The sequence below is a fragment of the Tractidigestivibacter sp. genome (assembly GCF_057241865.1).
This window is the reverse complement of sequence record NZ_DBHHPX010000032.1, coordinates 12434-30219: the sequence shown is the minus strand read 5'-3', so window position 1 is coordinate 30219 and position 17786 is coordinate 12434. Positions and strand designations below refer to the sequence as shown.

General features: G+C 59.1%; 17 protein-coding genes. 16 read left to right on the top strand and 1 reads right to left on the bottom strand.

The genetic code is table 11. From position 1 onward, the window contains the following. Window positions 1–820: 820 nt before the first annotated feature. The 9 genes from ACO59D_RS10075 to uvrB all read left to right on the top strand — a co-directional run bounded on the left by ACO59D_RS10075 (window position 821) and on the right by uvrB (window position 9187). The gene (locus ACO59D_RS10075; RefSeq protein WP_130812525.1) at window positions 821–1249 is read left to right on the top strand and encodes a Dps family protein; all 429 of its coding nucleotides are present in this window, start codon (window positions 821–823) and stop codon (window positions 1247–1249) included. 264 nt (window positions 1250–1513) lie between these two features. After that, a complete protein-coding gene (locus ACO59D_RS10070) occupies window positions 1514–2509 on the top strand; it encodes a glutamate ABC transporter substrate-binding protein (RefSeq protein WP_130812524.1) in 996 nt (331 codons plus the stop codon). A gap of 78 nt (window positions 2510–2587) precedes the next feature. Continuing rightward, the gene (locus tag ACO59D_RS10065) at window positions 2588–3247 is read left to right on the top strand and encodes an amino acid ABC transporter permease (protein WP_130812523.1); all 660 of its coding nucleotides are present in this window, start codon (window positions 2588–2590) and stop codon (window positions 3245–3247) included. A gap of 56 nt (window positions 3248–3303) precedes the next feature. After that, the gene (locus ACO59D_RS10060; RefSeq protein ID WP_485126861.1) at window positions 3304–4092 is read left to right on the top strand and encodes an amino acid ABC transporter permease; all 789 of its coding nucleotides are present in this window, start codon (window positions 3304–3306) and stop codon (window positions 4090–4092) included. Window positions 4093–4149: 57 nt separating this feature from the next. Beyond that, window positions 4150–4884, top strand: coding sequence for an amino acid ABC transporter ATP-binding protein (locus tag ACO59D_RS10055; RefSeq protein ID WP_485126862.1), 735 nt, complete (start codon window positions 4150–4152; stop codon window positions 4882–4884). Window positions 4885–5073: 189 nt separating this feature from the next. Then, complete coding sequence (locus ACO59D_RS10050; protein WP_130812521.1) at window positions 5074–5484, top strand: zinc ribbon domain-containing protein; 411 nt, start codon at window positions 5074–5076, stop codon at window positions 5482–5484. Window positions 5485–5535: 51 nt separating this feature from the next. Next, on the top strand, window positions 5536–6189 hold the full coding sequence (gene coaE / locus ACO59D_RS10045; RefSeq protein ID WP_485126860.1) for a dephospho-CoA kinase: 654 nt from the start codon (window positions 5536–5538) through the stop codon (window positions 6187–6189). Beyond that, window positions 6186–6833: a lytic transglycosylase domain-containing protein gene (locus ACO59D_RS10040; protein ID WP_485126859.1), complete on the top strand. Its 648-nt coding sequence runs from the start codon at window positions 6186–6188 to the stop codon at window positions 6831–6833. Before coaE ends, ACO59D_RS10040 begins: the two co-directional genes overlap by 4 nt. A gap of 134 nt (window positions 6834–6967) precedes the next feature. After that, the gene (gene uvrB / locus ACO59D_RS10035; protein WP_485126858.1) at window positions 6968–9187 is read left to right on the top strand and encodes an excinuclease ABC subunit UvrB; all 2220 of its coding nucleotides are present in this window, start codon (window positions 6968–6970) and stop codon (window positions 9185–9187) included. 45 nt (window positions 9188–9232) lie between these two features. Here uvrB and ACO59D_RS10030 read toward each other — a convergent pair whose 3' ends face one another. Further along, window positions 9233–9784, bottom strand: coding sequence for a hypothetical protein (locus ACO59D_RS10030; RefSeq protein ID WP_485126857.1), 552 nt, complete (start codon window positions 9782–9784; stop codon window positions 9233–9235). A 253-nt stretch (window positions 9785–10037) separates the two neighbouring features. Between ACO59D_RS10030 and ACO59D_RS10025 the strand changes: the two genes are divergently transcribed. The 7 genes from ACO59D_RS10025 (at window position 10038) to ACO59D_RS09995 (ending at window position 17749) form a co-directional block, all read left to right on the top strand. Then, a complete protein-coding gene (locus tag ACO59D_RS10025) occupies window positions 10038–10766 on the top strand; it encodes a GntR family transcriptional regulator (protein ID WP_485126856.1) in 729 nt (242 codons plus the stop codon). A 198-nt stretch (window positions 10767–10964) separates the two neighbouring features. After that, window positions 10965–12425: a YfcC family protein gene (locus ACO59D_RS10020; protein ID WP_485126855.1), complete on the top strand. Its 1461-nt coding sequence runs from the start codon at window positions 10965–10967 to the stop codon at window positions 12423–12425. Between the two features lie 66 nt (window positions 12426–12491). Continuing rightward, window positions 12492–14048, top strand: a complete 1557-nt coding sequence (locus tag ACO59D_RS10015) for an amidohydrolase (protein WP_485126854.1) — start codon at window positions 12492–12494, stop codon at window positions 14046–14048. Between the two features lie 5 nt (window positions 14049–14053). Next, entirely contained in the window at window positions 14054–14902 is an 849-nt protein-coding gene (locus tag ACO59D_RS10010) for a sugar phosphate isomerase/epimerase family protein (protein ID WP_485126853.1), read from the top strand. After that, the gene (locus ACO59D_RS10005; protein ID WP_485126852.1) at window positions 14899–15747 is read left to right on the top strand and encodes a sugar phosphate isomerase/epimerase family protein; all 849 of its coding nucleotides are present in this window, start codon (window positions 14899–14901) and stop codon (window positions 15745–15747) included. Before ACO59D_RS10010 ends, ACO59D_RS10005 begins: the two co-directional genes overlap by 4 nt. An 85-nt stretch (window positions 15748–15832) precedes the next feature. Beyond that, window positions 15833–16798, top strand: coding sequence for an SIS domain-containing protein (locus tag ACO59D_RS10000; RefSeq protein ID WP_485126851.1), 966 nt, complete (start codon window positions 15833–15835; stop codon window positions 16796–16798). Window positions 16799–16879: 81 nt separating this feature from the next. Continuing rightward, complete coding sequence (locus ACO59D_RS09995) at window positions 16880–17749, top strand: PfkB family carbohydrate kinase (RefSeq protein WP_485126850.1); 870 nt, start codon at window positions 16880–16882, stop codon at window positions 17747–17749. Window positions 17750–17786: the final 37 nt, after the last annotated feature.

Here is a 17786-nt window from a genome sequence, read left to right as displayed (position 1 = left end):
CTTCTCGGCGCAGACATCACTCGCCTGTGCTACCCACTAGAAACGCGGAAGAGCCCTTTTTTTGGCGTCCGCATGGGGGCATGTGTGGTTGGGCGCTGTAGTTTCCGCCGTATTTGTGGCACGAGCAGGATAGAACCGGACTGGCATTGGCCCGTGTGCTCGCCGTGCGATTGTCATCTGGTTACCAACGGGCGTGGCCTCCTGCACAAAAGTGCCGTAGCGCTGGAAAATTGGGATGCTCATGCACAAAACCGGCCTATCGCGGGACCTTTTTGTGGTCATAGTATCAATTATTGAACTATTATTACATAGTTTTGCATAATTTACACAGAAAATGTGTAAATGTGCATACTGTGATTACATCTTTGATATTCACGCAAAACAATTCCCCTCGATAGGCCAGTTTTGTGCATGGGAACGAGAATTTCCCTTCGATAAAGCGTTTTTATGCACAGCGGGGAGGCGCGGAGGGCAGTGAGGGACCCGCGCTGCATGTTTGGCCCCCTCGGTGCAAAATCGTCGCTCGTGGTCTGCCTTTTCGAACCCTGACACCAATCGGGGGATGACATATCACGGGCGAACGATTTGCGAGGCGGATAGAGAAACAGGGTACGAGCGAATGCTCTGCATACTCCTGACGGTCTCAGAAGAGACCCGCTTGGCTTGGGCCAGGGCATCCCTTCGGTGCCACAGATGTGTGTAAAATGTGTAGAACACTAATAATAATATTAATTACCATTAATAGAAGACCTCTCCTGTGGGATAGTGATTACAGTAAGTAAGAATAAGTACTAATAAAGACATTACACAGGAGAAGATTATGGAAACCAAGCTTAACCACCTTCTTGCCAACATTACCGTCGAGTATCACAAGTTGCAGAACCTTCACTGGTACATTGCTGGAAGCGACTTCTTCCAGGTTCACGCCAAGCTTGAGGAGCTCTACGATTCCCTGCTCCCCATCATTGACGATGTTGCCGAGACCATCCTTCAACTGGGAGGCAAGCCCATCGCAAGCATGAGCGAAGTCCTCTCCATGGCAAGCATCAAGGAACGCAACGATGCACCTGTGCGTAGCACAGAGGTCTTCCAGATTGTCCTTGCAGACTTCTCGGCGCTTCTCGACGAGGTCACTACAATTAAGGTTGCCGCAGACAACGAGAGCAACCACCTGGTGAGCGCCCTCATGGACGATTACATCGCGAGCCTCTCCAAGGCGATCTGGATGATTCGCCAGTATCGCGCCTAAGCGTCATACGCAGTGCCACAACCCCGCAGGGTCGAGTTTCTCGGCCCTGCTTTTGTATCTCTGGTGATTCAGCGTCAGGCTTTGGGTATAGAGAAAAAGGTCAGGCACCTGATATCTGATTTCCAAATGGTTAGCTATCGGAATTCCCTGCGCGTAAGTAGTAATTCCGATTGTTACACTAGGAAAAGAGTGACATCCTGCTGAGCTGCCCTGGGGAGGGGTAGAGGGGGATTGTCGCATCACCAAAAGAGAGGGGAGACTCCAATGAAGTCACTCAAGAGCACTTCCGTGAGCCGTCGCCAGGCAATCCGCCTTGGCCTTGGCAGCGCTGCCGCTGCAGGTGTTGTTGCGCTTGCCGGCTGCACCGACACCAGCTCCAATACTACCAGCACGTCTTCCTCATCTTCGTCGAGCACGGACTCCGCTGCCTCGACCCAGATTGACAAAGAAGCCTTCGACAGCCTGCTCGCTGCCGGTGACGTTGCCGATGACGCAGCGGTCTCCTCGAGCGCTTGGGCCAAGAAGGTTAAGGACGCCGGAACGTTCCGTCTGGGTGGCGTTCAGACCTCCACGCTCTTTGCTTCACTTGACGAGACAGACAACAAGCTCCGTGGCTTCGATGCTGGCCTTGCGCAGCTGCTCGTCCGCTACATCCTAGGCGACGAGTCCAAGTACGACTTTACCAAGGTGACGTCTGACACGCGGGAGTCTGTCCTTCAGAATGACCAGGTCGACGCCGTCTTCGCTACCTACTCCATCACCGACAAGCGCAAGGAGGTCATCTCCTTCGCTGGTCCGTACTATTCCACGCGACAGGGCATCCTTGTAACCGCTGACAACACCGACATCAACTCTGTCGATGACCTTGCGGGCAAAACCGTGGCCGCGCAGTCCGGCTCCACTGGCCCGAGCATCCTTGCCGAGTACGCACCTACCGCGACAGTCCAGGAGTTCAGCACCGACGAGGAGGCCCGCACGGCCCTTGAGCAGGGTCGCGTTGACGCCTACGTCATCGATGCAACCATGCAGATGAGCTCCATCGTCAAGAACCCTGGCAAGTACCGTCTCGTCGGCGATTCCTTTGGTCCTGAGGACCCCTACGGCATTGGTCTGCCGCTCGACTCCGATGGGGTCGCCTTCGTAAACACCTGGCTCAAGAAGATCGAAGATGAGGGCACCTGGGCTAAACTCTGGAAGATTTGCATCGGTGACCGCACGGGCATCGATGCCGTTCCCGAGCCGCCCGCGATTGGTGCCTAACGCCAGGCAACATCTGGTCTGGGCCCTCTGCGTCGCATGGCGCAGGGGGCCTTGGCTGGTATTTGGAGAGGGGGAGCCTTGAGCATCTCGGAGTTGCTGTCTGAGTATGGGGACATGTATGTCCAAGCGCTTCTCGGCACATGGTGGATGTCGCTTGTATCGTTTGTCTTCGCCATGCTACTGGCGCTCATAGTGACCGTGTTTCGCGTATGCCCCATCAAGCCTCTGCGCGTCGTTGGCGACCTCTACGTGCAGGTATTTCGCAACATCCCTGGCGTCTCGCTCCTCATCATCCTGGTGTATGCCCTGCCGTACCTGAAGATCGTGATGAACTACAGGCTCTGCGTGATTGTGACGGTGATTCTGGTTGCCTCGGCCTTTGGGTCGGAGAACTTCATGAGTGGTATCAACACCATTGGCGTGGGGCAGATCGAGGCCGCGCGCTCGCTTGGCATGGGGTTTGGCAAGATGCTGCGCCTTGTGGTAATTCCGCAGGCTCTACGCTCGGCCGTGCTTCCCATGACCAACCTCGCCGTTGCCGTACTGCTCACCACCGCCCTCGGCTCCCAGGTCCCGTTGTCACCGCCCGAGCTCACAGGCCTCGTCTCCTACATCAACACCCGTACCGTCGGCGGCATTCTCCCCTTTGTGATCTCGGCAGTGCTCTACGCGGGTACGGCATTCGTGATCGGCGTGATTGGCAACGCCATTGACAAGAAGGTGAGGATCGCCCGATGAGCGCAACCAAGTCGACTTCAATGCGTGATGCGCTGTACGAGCCCCCCGGTCCTCGCATGCGCGGACGAATCCGGCTCTGGACGGCCATCTCGCTGGTGCTTGTCGTTGTAGGCGTTGGCCTTATCATCCGGCGCTTCTACGTTACCGGACAGCTTGCCCCACGCTATTGGGAGCTCTTTGCACGACCCACCACGTGGGTATTCTTGGGCCGCGGGTTTCTCGGCACCATTGAGGTCTCTCTCACGGCGGGTCTTATCGCCATCGTGCTGGGCTTCCTTCTCATGCTGGGACGCATGAGCTCCTCTCGCGTGCTTTCCGGCATCTGCCGCGTAATCATCAACTTCTTCCGCGGCGTGCCGAGCCTCCTTCTCATCTACTTCTTCTTCCTGGTGGTTCCCACCTATGGCGTGAAGATGAGTTCGTTCTGGATGATTACGCTGCCGGTGGGCCTCGCTGCCTCCGGAGTGCTTGCTGAGGTTTTCCGCGGGGGCATGAACGCCGTTCCCAAGGGGCAGTCCGAGGCTGCGTACTCGCTGGGCATGCGCAAGATGAAGGTCACGATGAAGATCGTGTTCCCGCAGGCCGTACGCTACGTGATTCCTTCGCTTATCTCGCAGCTTGTGGTCGTTGTGAAGGACACGACGGTTGCCTATGTGGTGAGCTTCCCCGACATGCTACAGAACGCACGCGTACTCATCACCAACTACGATGCGCTCGTTTCGGTGTACTTTGTGGTGGCGATTCTCTACATCCTTGTGAACTACGCCATCAACCACCTTGCAGTCTCGATGGCGCGCCGCTCCGGCACGAACATCATTTCTCGTACGAACGAGAATCCCGTCTAGCCAAAGGAGGCTACGTTGACACAGACGCAAACCGGCGAAGCGACCGCTGCGGAGAGCATGCCCGTCATCGAGCTCCGTCACGTGGACAAGCACTTTGGCAGCCTTCACGTGCTCAAGGACATCAACCTCAAGGTGGGGAAGGGAGAGGTCGTCGTTGTCATTGGCCCTTCTGGGTCCGGTAAGTCCACGCTGTGCCGAACCATCAACCGGCTTGAAGCCATCGATTCCGGCGAGATCCTCATTGAGGGAAAGCCGCTTCCGCAGGAGGGCAGGGAGCTTGCCGCCACGCGTGCCGAGATTGGCATGGTCTTTCAGTCCTTCAACCTCTTTGCCCACCGGACAATCATCGACAATGTGACCATGGGTCCTGTCGAGGTGCTGGGCGCGTCGCGCGACAAGGCGCGTGCCGAGGGCATGGAGCTCCTGCGTCGCGTGGGCGTGGCTGAGCAGGCCGATAAGATGCCGGCCCAGCTCTCGGGTGGCCAGCAACAGCGTGTGGCTATTGCGAGGTCGTTGGCGATGCACCCCAAGGCCATGCTCTTCGACGAACCCACGTCCGCGCTTGATCCCGAGATGATTAACGAGGTCCTGGACGTTATGGTGGAGCTCGCCCGCGGCGGTATGACCATGGTGGTCGTTACGCACGAGATGGGATTTGCGCGCCGCGTGAGCGACCGTGTGGTCTTCATGGCCGACGGTGCCATTGTCGAGGAGGGAAAGCCTGACGAGTTCTTCGAGCATCCCACCTCCGAGCGCGTACGGGAATTCCTGGACTCGATTAAGGGGCATTAGGGGGCGGGTGAGGCTGGATTCTCGCCGGTTAACCGTCCCCAAACGTTCGAGAAACTTCTAAACGTCGAGAAACCGCGGAGAAGAGGTTGCTGCCCGCAACTCCGTTGTCGTTTGGGTAGACATGAACGCATCGGCACACTGCTCGCAGGCCAAAATCGCCAGGACAGCGGCACAGATGATGGGGGAGACATGACACAGGGTGACTTCAACCGCAAGGCGCAGGAGTTCATGAGCGGTCGCCGCGGGCCGGACGACCTTGCCAGTCTCTCTGTCTGGGTAGCGGTCGTTCTCGTCATCATCGATTTTTTCGTTCACACTGGCTGGCTCAGCTGGATTTCCATGGCACTCGTGATTTATGCGGTCTGGCGCATGTGCTCCAAGAATGTCTACGCCCGCATAAGCGAGAACGATGCGTTCCTCAAGGCCCTTGGCCCCATGAGGCCATGGCTGCAGAGTCCCCGTCGCGCGGCGCAGGAGGCACGCACCTACAAGCATGTGAAGTGCTCCTCGTGCGGACAGAAAGTCCGCGTGCCACGAGGGAAGGGCAGGCTTCGCGTGACATGTCCTAAGTGCCATGAGAAGTTCGAGGTTAAGTCGTAGCCGGTGCGCCACCACCCGCGACCGCGGCATAACCACAGCAGGAGGCGACTCGTGTACAAGGTGTTTCTCGCCGGAGGCATTGCCTCGGGCAAATCGACTGTAGCCCGGATTCTGGAGGGCCTTGGGGCTGCTCGCATAGACCTCGACCAGATTTCCCGCAGCGTCCTCTCGCCGAGAAGCGCCTGCTCCGATGCTGTCTGCCAGGCCTTTGGAGCAGACCTGGCCGACCCCACGACAGGCGAGTTGAACCGCACGCTGCTCGCACGCAGGGCCTTTTCCACGTCCGAGGGGGGAGCGCGGCTGGAGGCCATAGAGCTGCCGCATATCTCGAGGGCCCTTGCAGACGCGCTGGACGAGGAGGACCGTGCAGGCAAGGCTTCCGTTTGCGTGGTGGAAGTTCCGCTGCTCGATCGCGTGGAGGCCATGCTCTCCCAGGTAGACGAGGTGCTCTGCGTTGTGGCCCCACTCGACGTGCGCCGTGTGCGCGCTCAGGGACGCGGCATGGATCCCGCGGACTTCGACCGTCGCGTGGCCTTGCAGCCCCCTGACGAGTACCTGCGTTCCCATGCAGACATGGTGTTTGACAACGCCAATGACGAGAAGGACCTGGTAGCCCAGGTTCACGCCTGGTGGGATGCACGTGACCGGGCTGGCTGGAAACGTCCTGCTAAACGTAAGGCCCCCGCGGTGGGAGCAAGCCGATGAGCGCACGTTCCTCTCGCACAAAGGGGTACAAGCCCCACAAGCGACGCAGTCGTGCGCGGGGGCACCGATTCTGGTGCTGGTATCGCGTGGTTCCGCTTGCGCTTGTGTGCGTGGTGGTCATCGCGTGCGCCATCCTTGCGGCAACGCCCACCTCGCTGGCCCGCCGAACCCTCTATCCCGTGAGCCATGCGCAGGACATCCAGGCGTCTTCGGAACGCCACGGTGTCGACCCCCTGCTGATTGCCGCCATCATAAAGTGCGAGTCCGGCTGGGACGAGAATGCCTATTCCTCGGCCGGTGCGGTCGGTCTCATGCAGGTGATGCCGCAGACCTCTTCGGAGCTTGCGCGCATGGGGCTGGTCGATTCGAGCGCATATGATCCGTCCAACCTCACCGACCCGGCAACAAACATCGAATACGGTACTGCCTACCTGGCATTTCTCGAAGGCAACCTCTCTTCGACGGATGAGGTGATTGCCGCATACAACGCGGGGATGGGAAAGGTCGAGGAATGGCTTGCACAGCCGGGCGAGCTTGCCGACAACATCACCTATACGGAGACGCGCGAGTACCTGCGGCGCGTGAACGATGCATACCAAGGCTACAAAGAGAGCTATCCCACGGGTCTGGTCGTTGACCAGTAGGCTGGCCAGAGCAGCAAATGCGGTAGCCTAGCGGGCGACAGAAGGGACCGGCCAAGAAACACGGGCGTGTCCTAGAAATAGAACATGCGTTCTGTTATACTCTGGCTTCAGGGGAAAGGAGGAGGTCTATGGCGGTGCCTTTGAATACAGGGGAGCGCTTCGGCGGAGAACTCAAGCGCTTTGGCGTTGAGCGTGCTGGTACGCCGTTCAGGGTCGTCTCGCCCTTTGAGCCTGCGGGAGACCAACCACAGGCTATAGAGAAGCTTGCGCATGGCGTGGAGGAGCGCCTGCGCTACCAAACCCTCATGGGTGTCACCGGCTCTGGCAAGACGTTCACCATGGCAAAGACCATAGAGGCCGTGCAGCGCCCCACGCTCATCATGGAGCCAAACAAGACGCTTGCAGCACAGGTGGCAAGCGAGATGCGCGAGCTTTTTCCCAACAATGCCGTAGTCTACTTCGTGAGCTACTACGACTACTATCAGCCAGAGGCCTACGTTCCCCAGAGTGACACATACATCGAGAAGGACGCCTCAATCAACGAGGAGGTCGAGAAGCTGCGCCACCAGGCAACATCGAGCCTGCTTTCGCGGCGTGACGTGATTGTGGTGGCGTCCGTCTCGTGCATCTACGGCATCGGTAGCCCCCAGGACTACGCCGGCCTTGCGCCCAACGTGGACAAGGGGGTCCCCCTCGAGCGGGATGATCTCATAAAGGACCTCATCGATATCCAGTACGACCGGAACGACTACGACCTCCAGCGCGGTACCTTCCGCGTTCGTGGGGATACCGTGGACGTTTTCCCACCCTACGCCGAGAATCCCCTGCGCATCGCGTTCTTTGGTGACGAGGTCGAGCAGATTGCCGAGGTGGACAACATGACGGGGGAGGTCATACGCGAGTATGACGCCATACCCATCTGGCCCGCCTCGCACTACGTCACCGAGCGCCCCAAGATCACTCATGCCCTGAAGACCATCTCGGAGGAGCTCGAGCGGCGCGTGGTCGAGCTCAAGGCCAACAACATGCTGCTCGAGGCAGAGAGGCTCTCTCAGCGCACGGCCTATGACCTCGAGATGCTCGAGAACATGGGCTACTGCAACGGCATCGAGAACTACTCGCGACACCTGGACGGGCGCGCGCCCGGCGAGCCACCCTACACGCTCATCGACTACTTCCCTAAGGACATGCTCTGCATCATCGATGAGAGCCACGTAACGGTTCCGCAGATTCGCGGCATGCACGAGGGCGACCGTTCTCGCAAGGTGACTCTGGTAGAGCATGGCTTCCGCCTGCCTTCGGCACTTGATAACAGACCATTGCGCTTTGACGAGTTTGAGTCCCGCATTCCCCAGTTCATCTATGTCTCGGCCACGCCGGGAGACTACGAGGAGTCGGTGACGCAGCAGGAGGTCGAGCAGATAATTCGCCCCACAGGCCTTCTCGACCCCAAGATTGAGGTACGGCCGGTGCACGGTCAGATAGATGACCTCATATCCGAGATCCGAGAGCGCGTGAGCAAGCGCGAGCGTGTGCTGGTGACCACGCTCACCAAGCGCATGGCAGAGGACCTCACAGACCACCTTCTGGACGAGGGGTTCCGTGTCAACTACATGCACTCGGACACCGCTACGCTCGACCGCGTGGATATCATTCGTGACCTGCGAGAAGGCAAGATTGACGTACTTGTGGGCATCAACCTCCTGCGCGAGGGTCTCGATATCCCCGAGGTCTCGCTCGTTGCCATTTTGGATGCGGACAAGGAGGGCTTCCTCAGGAACAGGCGCTCGCTCATCCAGACCATGGGTCGTGCGGCTCGTAACGTCTCGGGTGAGGTCATCATGTATGCCGACGAGGTCACGGACTCCATGCGTGAGGCCATCGACGAGACCCGTCGTCGCCGTGCGCTCCAGGAGAAGTTCAACGAGGAGCACCACATCGAGCCAAAGACGGTGCGCAAGGCAATAAACGACATCTCGGGCTTTCTCGCCGAGGCACAGGCCAACGTGGGCAAGCGCCAACGCAAGGATGGCGCGTTCTATACGGCATCGGGGGAGGGGGCGTCCGAGCAGGGCGCGCCTGCGGAGCTGTCAACGGCCGAAGCGGTTGCCGCCGAGCTCTCGAAGCTCCCGCGCGAAGAGGTCGTGCGCGTCATCGCGTCGCTCGAGGAGGAGATGGCCAGCGCGTCGGCGAACATGGACTACGAACAGGCCGCGCGCATTCGCGACCAGCTCGTCGAACTCAAGAGCCAGTTTGAGGGGACGAGCGAGGAGGAAGTCATGAAGCGGCTCAAGGCTGGTGCGAGAAAGGGAAGCACGCATGCCACGAGGCGCAAGTACCGCGGGAAGCACTAGGGTCGGCAGGCGGCCCCGATGGCCGTGTCCCTTGCTAGGCGCACCTCATTTCTCTCTCCTACGATGCTCCGCCAGCGTATCCACGAAGAGTCCGGTGCCCGGTGCGCTCGATTGAAGAACATCGCGCAGAGCTCGGCTGTCCCTCTCCTCTGCACTCTCGGTGCGTAGCCATTCCGGCAGGGGCATTCCGTCGCCCACGTGTATCCGGCACCACATGGTTTGGCCTGCGGTTCTTGCCAGGCACACGAGTGCCCAAGCTGCAATCGCCGCGCCACCCAGCCCCAGTCCGGAGATTCCATGCGTGAACAGCGGGATCCAGCAGACCTGCAATGCCACGTAGACCAGGACGCCAAAGCCGCGACTGTCGAGCTCTTGCGCAGCGCAATCGGGGCAGAGAGCCATTGTGCAGGGCTGCCATTCGATGCTGGATGCGTCATCTGCGGATGTCTCCTGCCTGCCGAGATAGACAGTGGCAACATGATTGGTATGCTGCCCACAGACGATGCAATCCTTTTCGTCCAGCGGCTTCTTGACGGAAGCGTCTGCATATACCTCCTTGGTTCGTCCTCGCTTGTTTCGCAGGTTCGATAGCTTCACCGGACTGGCCTCCACTCGTAGAATGACATGCGACGCTGTCGGCATCTTTATTCGGATATAATAGAACATTATATTACGTTATATTGTAGCAGTATCAACTGACTGTGAGCGAGGCACGGATTACGGCAGTGTAGGTAGGAGGTTCGGCGTCAGTTGCGGATTGCGTGATAGGCAATCCCGTTCGATGCCCATCTATAATGCAAGTGCAGATATTTCGTTGCGCAGACGCGCAAGCGGGCTGAAGGATGAGTACATGAAAATCGAGGAGGGGTCTCTTACCCCGCTTTACCAGCAAGTAATGGAGGACATACGCGACAAGGTTGACAGTGGAAAGTTTTCTGCGGGCGATATGATTCCCTCGGAGTCGGAACTCTCCGAGATGTACTCCGTCAGCAGGATTACCATCAGGCGCGCGGTGTCCGAGCTCGTGGACGAAGGTTACCTCATAAAGCGCCAGGGCAAGGGTACCTTTGTGTGCCAGCGTAAGTTGACCAGGAAAATCTTTCAGAAGAGCGAGGTCCAGAGCTTTACCGATACCTGTGCCGAGGACGGTCGTGTGGCGGGCGCAAAGGTCCTGGGCATCGAGATCGTAAAGGCCCACGAGAGCGAGGCATCGTTTCTTGGCTTGAGGGAAGGTGCTGAGCTCGTTCACGTGAGACGACTTCGCACTGCCGATGGCGTGCCCATCATGTTAGAGAATAACTACTTCCCACTCGAGGGATTCGAGTTCCTGCTCGACGCTGATCTGTCCAATACGTCGATCTTCGATTACGTCGAGGCGAAGAGCGGCCGGAGACCCCGTGGGGATGACCTCTGCACACTCGAGGTTGTTCGGGCAAGCCCCGACAAGGCGTCTGAGCTGAACGTGGCCGTGGGAGAGCCGCTCTTCTACGAGAAGATCAACTTTACGGACCAGGACGGTAAACCGTTCCTAATAGGCAAGCAGTACATCGTGTGCAGCTTATACGTCTTTAACATTTAGGACAAATGGACAATCGCATATAGCGTAACGAGGCGGCTGGACGCAATCCAGCCGCTATTTTCTACCGCTCGCCGCAGGATACGTTTCAGCGGGCGAAACTTCGTGAGTCTCATTTATAACACGTTATAGGACGTACTATAACCTTATATAACGAGTTGTCAGCACAAGGGTGGCAACAAGGACATTTGGGAGGCTCGTATGGCAGAAGAGGTCGCTTCACCCAAGAAGAAGCATCAGTTCCGCTTGCCGCATGTGTACACGATTGTGTTCCTTCTCATGATTATCTTCGCGGTTCTCACCTGGATAATCCCCTCGGGCTCGTATGAGCGCAAGACGGTGCAGACCGCGGCGGGCGAAAAGGAAGTCGCCGTTGCAGGTACCTACAAGCCTACGAGCAAGGTCTATACAGATAAGGAGACGGGCGAGACGGTCGACCTCCGCTGCAGCGTCATGCAGTTGCTTGAGGCACCGACTCAGGGTATCCAGGCAGCTGCCGACGTCGTGGCCTTCGTCCTTCTCATCGGCGGATCCTTTGCCATCATCACGAAGACAAACGCAATCAACGCAGGCCTCAGCCATGTAATCGGCAAGTTCAAGGACAAGGACATCCTCATAATCCCAGTCGTGATGGTACTGCTCTCCATCTGCGGAACGACGTTCGGCATGTCCGAGGAGGCGCTGCCGTTCTACGCGATCTTCATACCCATCATGATGGCACTGGGCTACGACTCCATGACGGCTTTCCTGATCTGCTTCATGGGTCCCAACATCGGCTACATCGCCTCGACCGTCAACCCGTTCAACGTCCTCATCGCCCAGGGCATCGTTGGCATCAAGGGCAACCCCCAGCTGTGGCTGCGTGCCATCGTCTGGGTCGTGTTCACCATCCTGGCAATCATCTGGGTCATGCGCTATGCGAAGAAGGTCAAGAAGGACCCGCAGGGCTCCATTACCTACAAGGACGATATCGCCAAGCGCGTCGAGTTCTCCGTTCAGGACGATGCCATCCAGCAGCCGTTCTCCGCACGCCAGAAGGGTGTCCTCATCGTGTTTACGGTTGGTATGGGCATCATCATCTGGGGACTTGTCACGCAGGGCTGGTACATGGACGAGATCAGTGCCGTCTTCTTTGGTATGGGCGTCCTCTCGGGCATCGTCGGCGGCCTCGGCGAGCGCGAGATAGCGGAGGAGTTCGTCAAGGGTCTCGCGGACTTTGCGTATGCGGCCATCATCATCGGACTTGCTCGCTCCATCCTCGTCATCGCCGAGAATGGAATGATCATCGACACGATTCTCAACGCCATGGCCACTGCGCTTGCCGGTGTCCCGACGCCCGTCTACACAACGCTCCTCTACATCGTGCTCGGTCTGCTCTCGTTCCTGGTCCCCAGTTCCTCTGGCCTCGCTGCGCTTACGATGCCGATCCTTGGGCCCCTCACCCAACTCATGGGCGTGAACCCCGAGGCGGCGGTCACGGCGCTCTGCCTTGCTAACCAGACCATCAACTCCATCAGCCCCACCGCAGGCATGACAGTTGCTGGCCTCTCGGTCTCCAAGATCAGCTTTGGCCAGTGGTGGAAGACCTGCTGGAAGTTTATCCTGCTCATCGCGGTTCTGGGCATTGTGGTGACGGCAGTCTCCGGTCTTCTTCCTGCGTAGCCTCGCGGTTTGAGTGATGCGGAAGAGGGCAGGGTGAAACGACGCAACGAGGCGAAAGGCAAGGCGATGACGGAAAGACCCGATAGGCTCGTTATCCTCTCGAAGAACGTATTCGATGCGACGGGAGCGGAACCCTTCGACGGCTTCGTGGCAACAAATGGTAACCGAATTGTGGCGTCGGGTGACAGGGCAGGCGCAGATGCCTACTTGTGCGACGCGACCCGCGTAATCGATGCCGGCAATCGTACAGTTATCCCTGGCATGACGGACAACCACACCTTCTTTACTGGCTGGGCACTCCAGCGCTTGGGATGCGACCTCTCCGACGCCCATGACACACAGTCAGGTATTGCGGCACTTGCGTCATATGCGGAGACTCTTTCGGCGGATTCCCCGATGTTCGGCCACGGTTGGAATGCGGACGAGTTCGGTGACGATGCGGAAGACGCCCTGGACGCTGCGTTCCCCAAGAGGCCGGTGGTTGCCTTCACGTCGGATCGCGACACGTGTTGGATGAACTCGGCGGCTCGCGAGCGATATGGCTTCACGCCGGAGGAGTGCTACGCAGAGAAGATATGGCGCATGATGCGCGACTACCTCACGCTGCCCGAGATGCCTGGTCTCTACCGCGATTACATGCGCATGCTCAATGCCCGCGGCGTCACGCAGATAAAGGAGATGTCGTTCGACGACTACTATGGCTTCGTGGACGTCATGGAACGAATGGCTGCGTCCGACGAGCTTACCGTACGCGTCAGGCTGATGAGCCAGCCCGTAGGCCGCGGCATGGATCTGGATTATGGGTGCAGGATGAGGAAACGCCTGGACGGAGACTTCCTGTCCTTCTCGGGATTCAACCGCATGACGGACAGGTCCATCGCCTCCGGCATGGCCGAACTCAAGGAGCCGTACCTCTCAGACCCGACGAGTCGCTGCGCCGTTCCCGTGGAGTGGGACCTCATCGAGCGCGAGCTCTTTGCGGCTGACGAGGCGGGATTCAGGTTCTCCCTGCACTGTCAGGGCAATGCCGCAGTAGCGCATGTCGTGGACCTCTACGAGAAGTGCCGCCGCGATGACCGTGGCCGTCTCGTGATGCGCCACGCCATCACGGACATGGAGTTCAGCGACCCCGAGGACATCGAGAGGCTCGGTGCGCTGGGCGGAATCTGCGAGGTCTACCCGCAGATACAGTCGCTCGACCGCAAGGGAGACCTCGAGTCGATGGTGATGGCGCAGCTTGGCTCAGAGCGCTACCGCCACTACTGGATGCGCCGCAAGATGTGGGAGTCGGGCTGCGTTGTCGTGGGTGACACGGACCTGCCGCTCATGCTGCCGTCCATTGGGGAGTCAATCTACTGCGGCTGTGGCGGGTATTTCGACGATGGCGGGACCGCCCGTCTCGAGAACATGCTCTCCGTTCCACAGATGCTCACGGTCTGGACCGCCAACGGCGCCTATGACTGCTACTCGGAGGACAGGCTGGGCACGCTTGAGCCAGGCAAGCTCGCGGACGTAGTTGTGCTGCAGGGTGATGTGCTTCACATGGATCCCGCGGATGCGCGTGACGTGAACGCCGCCCTCACCGTGAGCGACGGTTGCGTCGTGTACGACGAGCTGGGGTAGAGGCCATGGCGCACATCAAGCGAAGCCAGCTTTGCGCGCTGGGAATTCACTACATCATGTACCCGCTCGACTATATGCTGGACGGACATGCTGAGGCGGGCTACGAGGCAATCGAGCTGGTAGGAGAGGCACCGCACTTCTACATGGATGAGTCCTGGAACCAGGATCCAGACGAAGTGCGTCGCAAGGTCGAGGCGCGAGGCATGAGGGTTGCACTCTTCACCCCAGAGTGCTCCTGCATGCAGTGGCGTAACAACTATGCAGACGAGGCGGCGCACGGGCGCTCGATGGAGTTTCTCAAACGAGCGATGGACGTGTGCAGGAAGCTCGGCGCGGACATGATGCTCACAAATGCCTGCGGCGGGACGCTGAACGAGGATCACGATGTGGCCTTCGACCGTGCGGTCAGGCACTTCGAGCAAATTGCTTCTTACGCCCGGGAGGCAGGGGTGACGATTGCGCTTGAGTCTGTCCGCCCGGAGGAGTCCAAGGTCTGTAACACGCTGGATGATGTGGCGACACTCGTCGACGCAGTGAGGAATCCCAACCTTGGTGCCGCGCTCGATACCGTCGCCATGGGCGTTGCGGGCGAGACTCCTCGCCAGTGGTTCGAACGTCTGGGTGAGAAGATCATGCACTGCCATTTTGCGGACGGTCGGCCTTACGGCCATCTCGTCTGGGGCGATGGGCTCTTTCCGCTCGAGCGATACATCGACGTGCTCAACGAGTTTGGATACGAGGGGCTGCTCGGCCAGGAGATAACGGACGGCCGTTACCTTGACAATCCCAAGGAGGCTGATTGCCGTAACTACCAGTCCCTTAGCCGCTTCATTGTGGGGGAGGCAACGGAATGAGTGCGCCGACCATTCGCCGTGACCAGATTGACGGCATGAACATCCACTGGTCCCAATGGTCACTGGACGCCTTCCTTGATTGTCAGGAAAGGCTTGGCTTCACGGGAATCGAGCTCTGGGGTGCCATGCCCCACCTGTGGATTGACTGCCTAGGCTATTACGATGCCAAGGCTATTCGTCACAAGATTGAGTCGCGCGGGCTTACGGCAAACGTCCTCTGTCCCGAGAACGTTATTTCTCCCTACCAGGTGAACCCGCAGGAGGAACTCTATGTATCACGTTGTCATGACTACTTTGCCAACGCAATACGGTGTGCCGCCGAACTGGGCTGCACGTACCTTTCGATCAACTCCGGATGGGGCTATTGGAACGAGAGCCGCGAGGAGGCATGGAAGAGAAGTCGAGACATGCTCCGTTCGCTTGCGGAGGTTGCAGAGCAAGAGGGCATCGTCCTGACGCTCGAGACTCTCAGGCCCCAGGAAAGCCAACTCGTCGTCACCCTTGAGGATGAGAAACGCATGCTTGAGGAAGTCGGACATCCCAACCTTAAGGCGATGGTAGACACGGTTGCCATGAGCGTGTCGGGTGAGACGCTCGAGCAATGGTTTGAGTCGCTGGGCAGCGATATCAGGAACATGCACTTTGTGGACTGCAATCCCTACGGCCATTTCGTTTGGGGCGATGGGAATCGCAACCTAGGGGATTGGGTGACCACACTCGACAAATATGGCTACTCAGGCTTCCTGGGGCAGGAGATCACGGACGAACGGTATCTCATCGATCCCGCGGCGGCAGATTTCAGGAACTTCCACAATCTCGAACGCTACTTCGAAGACGAGCTTTAGGCGTGGCGTGCCGAAGGCGAACAGAGCCTACGCATCATTGCAGGTAAATGGCATAAAACCGTGTGTTACGGAATAGGAGAAAAACATGAACGCACATGATTTCGCAAAGCAGGTCCTGGCCGATGGGGACGTGTCCCAGGTGTACTGGGTGGCTTGCGGCGGGTCGGTCATCGACCTCTATCCTGCCAACTGCCTCATCAACGCCAACAGCAAGAGCATAATGAGCGCCATTCACACAGCGGCGGAGTTCAACACCTTCCCGCCCGCACAGCTCGGCCCCTCGAGCCTGGTTGTCACCTGCAGTCACTCCGGTGGTACGGCCGAGACCATCGAGGCAACCGCCCTGGCCAAGGAGCGAGGCGCTCGCGTGGTTACTATGACCAACCGCGCTGGTTCCAAGATTGACAACGGCGAATGGCCTTGCTGGGTGTACGAGTGGGAGGACGACACGCCCCAGTCCGCCCGTCCCGCGGGCTTCTCGCTCACTCTGGCGGCAGACCTCATGGCGGCTCAGGACGGCTACGCCGACACCGACGCGCTCGTGAAGGGCATCGGCCAGCTCGACAGCATCATCGCGGCAGCCAAGCCGCGCATCGAGTCCGAACTCGGTCCCCGCTTTGCGGAGCTCTGCAAGAAGCATGACTTCTTTTATGTCCTTGGCTCCGGCCCGAACTTCTGCCAGACCTACGGCTTCGCGATCTGCTCGCTCATGGAGATGCAGTGGCAGAACTGCTCCTACATCAACTCGGCCGAGTACTTCCATGGTCCCTTCGAGTGCACCGAGGACGGCGTCTTCTACTTCCTGCAGAAGGGGTCCGGCGCAAACCGTCCCATCGACGAGCGCGCGGAGTGCTTCCTCAAGACCCACACGGACACCCTCATGGTGCTCGACTCCGCCGAGTACGGCATGGCTGACGTGGACGCCTCCGTCCGCACCTACCTCGACCCGATCTTCTTCTACGAGATGAACGTCTCCCTGCGCGGCGTGCGTGGCAAGGCGTTCGACCACGACCCCGACGTCCGTCGCTATATGGGCGTCGTCGAGTACTAGGCGAGAAAAACTGATACTCGGGACTTCGACCCGATTGAGAATGAGGACGCGCCCACGTGGACGCGGGAAAGGGGCAGCGTAATGCAGAAGCAGGACCTCAACGTCGCCGTGTGCGGCTTTGGTGACAACGTGGTGGACGTGTACGAGCATGTGAGGACCATGTATCCGGGAGGCAACTGCGTCAACTTCGCGGTGTACGCGAAGAAGGCGGGCGTGTGCAGGGCTGCCTACATGGGCTACTTCGGGAGCGATGACCGCGCGGAGCACGTCATTCGCAGCCTTCACGAGGAGGACGTCGAGACCGTCAAGTGCAAGCAGCTTCTGGGGGAGAACGGCTACAGCTGCGTGTCGATAGCGCCGGACGGCGACCGCATCTGGGGCGACTACAACAAGGGCGGCATAAGGGGCGAGACGAGCTACGTCCTCGACCGCTTCGACATCGAATATCTGCGCCAGTTCGACGTCATCCACTCTGGCAACTACTGCTACACGGAGCGTCAGCTCCACAAAATCCACGACGCCGGCATACCGCTCTCGTTCGACTTCTCTGACGACTCCACATGGGAGTACTTCCAGGAGGTGGCGCCAAATGTGACCTACGCGTTCTTCTCGGCCTCCGACCTCACGGTAGACGAGACGCGCGAGCGCCTGCGCAAGGTTCACGAGCTGGGGCCGAACTGGGTCTCTGCCACTCGCGGCGTGGACGGGTGCTACGCTTACGACGGCGAGCGCTACTACCGCCAGGAGTCCAAGCCCGTCGAGCACATGCGCGACGCGATGGGTGCGGGAGACTCGTTCCTGACGTCGTTCCTGGTCAAGTCCCTGGACAGCATCAAGAGGGGCGCCTCGCGGCAGGAGGCGTACACGGCTGGACTCGCGTTTGCGGCGGAGTTCGCCTCCGACGTGTGCTGCGCCCAGGATGGCAGCTGGGGTCACGGTCTCAAGTACTAGTGGCAGCTGATGGCGGGTCCCGTGCGGGTCCGCCTTT

What these genes read in the sequence shown, in the direction of transcription:
- ACO59D_RS10075 (WP_130812525.1), top strand. Translation starts at nt 821, where the DNA reads ATGGAAACCAAGCTTAACCACCTTCTTGCCAACATTACCGTCGAGTAT.
- ACO59D_RS10070 (WP_130812524.1), top strand. Translation starts at nt 1,514, where the DNA reads ATGAAGTCACTCAAGAGCACTTCCGTGAGCCGTCGCCAGGCAATCCGC.
- ACO59D_RS10060 (WP_485126861.1), top strand. Translation starts at nt 3,304, where the DNA reads ATGCGCGGACGAATCCGGCTCTGGACGGCCATCTCGCTGGTGCTTGTC.
- ACO59D_RS10055 (WP_485126862.1), top strand. Translation starts at nt 4,150, where the DNA reads ATGCCCGTCATCGAGCTCCGTCACGTGGACAAGCACTTTGGCAGCCTT.
- ACO59D_RS10050 (WP_130812521.1), top strand. Translation starts at nt 5,074, where the DNA reads ATGACACAGGGTGACTTCAACCGCAAGGCGCAGGAGTTCATGAGCGGT.
- ACO59D_RS10040 (WP_485126859.1), top strand. Translation starts at nt 6,186, where the DNA reads ATGAGCGCACGTTCCTCTCGCACAAAGGGGTACAAGCCCCACAAGCGA.
- ACO59D_RS10025 (WP_485126856.1), top strand. Translation starts at nt 10,038, where the DNA reads ATGAAAATCGAGGAGGGGTCTCTTACCCCGCTTTACCAGCAAGTAATG.
- ACO59D_RS10020 (WP_485126855.1), top strand. Translation starts at nt 10,965, where the DNA reads ATGGCAGAAGAGGTCGCTTCACCCAAGAAGAAGCATCAGTTCCGCTTG.
- ACO59D_RS10015 (WP_485126854.1), top strand. Translation starts at nt 12,492, where the DNA reads ATGACGGAAAGACCCGATAGGCTCGTTATCCTCTCGAAGAACGTATTC.
- ACO59D_RS10010 (WP_485126853.1), top strand. Translation starts at nt 14,054, where the DNA reads ATGGCGCACATCAAGCGAAGCCAGCTTTGCGCGCTGGGAATTCACTAC.
- ACO59D_RS10005 (WP_485126852.1), top strand. Translation starts at nt 14,899, where the DNA reads ATGAGTGCGCCGACCATTCGCCGTGACCAGATTGACGGCATGAACATC.
- ACO59D_RS10000 (WP_485126851.1), top strand. Translation starts at nt 15,833, where the DNA reads ATGAACGCACATGATTTCGCAAAGCAGGTCCTGGCCGATGGGGACGTG.
- ACO59D_RS09995 (WP_485126850.1), top strand. Translation starts at nt 16,880, where the DNA reads ATGCAGAAGCAGGACCTCAACGTCGCCGTGTGCGGCTTTGGTGACAAC.